Below are 1,488 nucleotides of genomic sequence, written 5' to 3'. Positions count from 1 at the left end.
GGCCAGGCGTCATCGCGATCCTTACCGTGCTGGTCATCTACGTGACCATGGTCTACGGCCCGATCGCCGCGATCCTGGTCGAGATGTTCCCGACCCGCATCCGCTACACCGGCATGTCGCTGCCCTACCACATCGGCAATGGCTGGTTCGGCGGACTGCTTCCGGCAACCGCATTCGCCATGAGTGCCGCCGCCGGCGACATCTACTACGGCCTGTGGTACCCGATCGCGATTGCCGCCATGACGCTGATCATCGGCACGCTGTTCGTCAAGGATACGCTCGGCACCGACCTCAACGCCAAGGATTGACCCTCGGCTACCTACGAAAAGCCCGGCAGGCGCCAACCTGCCGGGCTTTTTTGTTTTTTGGGGACGCGAGGCAGAGCGGTCAGTTCACCGGCTGCGCCTCGGGGAACTTCCAGCTGCCGTCGAGGACTTCATCACGCGGACGATAGAGGCGGACCATATAGTTCCAGCCGTTCATGATCGGCAGGCAATTTGAAATCTTGCCGTCGCAGCCACCGAACTGGACGGCAACGGAGCTGTCCGCGGCCTTTTTGGCTGTGACGCTGTTCAGCGAATAGGCGTTGAGCGGGTTCTTCTGGAGATGGCCGGTGGCGTCGTAGACGATGACCGACCAGAAGGCATCGACCGGCACGTTGCCCGGGATATCCAGCCGGTAGGTCGTCGCACCATCGTTTTTGGCCGGAGTGACGTTGAGATAGATGGCGTCCTTGTCGGGGTTGAGTCCCCAGGCCGATGCCGTGCCGATCAGGTGCCTCACCGGATCGACCTCGCCCCTGCGGCCGCCGGCATTCCTGAGGTCGGGCAGCGTGTCGTTGAGCGCCAGGAGCGCATCGCGCACCTTCTTCTGGCTTGCTTGATCCCAATTGGGCAGTTCGAGCTTGCCCGGCCCGCCTGGTTGCTCGACCTTGACTGCATCCTTCAGCGCGCGGGTTCGGTCCATGTCAGCGGGATCGCCAGGGTCGACAGGATGCGGACGCCCGCAAACAGGTAGCGCGTCCCGACCTTATCTCTGGCGAAGGTGTGCGCGCCAGGACCGTAGTCGACTTCCAGCGCGTAGTGGTCCTCGTCGATGATCAGCAGCGACATGAAGCGCTTGCCGGCATCGGGCATGGTGATCGTGACCGGCCCGGCATCGAGATCGAACACGGCAAGCGAGTAAAGCGTGTCGCGGTTGGGGCGCACGCCAGTGTTCTCGAGCGGCAGGTCGCGCAGGTGGTTGAACTTGCCGAGGCTGCCCTGGCTGGCGAAGAGCGCGAAATACATATCCGTCTCGGCGCGTATGAAGTTATCGKCTGTGACCGCGACGGCATTGCCAACCGGTGGGGCGGGTTGCGTCTGCGCGAGTGCGGGATGGGCCGCCACGAGCAGCAAGCTCGCRCAGACTTGAACGAGTAAGTTTTTCATTTCTTCTCTCCGCATTCACTGGGCAGCGATACGCTCGATATCAGGCAGCACCCAAACC

General features: G+C 62.5%; 1 protein-coding gene and 1 pseudogene. One reads left to right on the top strand and one right to left on the bottom strand.

Annotated features, from left to right (window positions below; translation table 11 throughout):
• The coding region (locus AC1DUU_RS31810; RefSeq protein ID WP_476787280.1) for an MFS transporter at positions 1-308 on the top strand (308 nt) is incomplete at its 5' end.
• Between the two features lie 79 nt (positions 309-387).
• On the opposite strand, the pseudogene AC1DUU_RS31805 reads toward AC1DUU_RS31810, so the two are convergent.
• Positions 388-1,430, bottom strand: a pseudogene (locus AC1DUU_RS31805) (DUF1214 domain-containing protein).
• Between the last annotated feature and the right edge of the window lie 58 nt (positions 1,431-1,488).

This window comes from Aminobacter sp. P4_H6_2, assembly GCF_056400805.1.
This window is presented reverse-complemented; position numbering and strand designations above follow the sequence as displayed.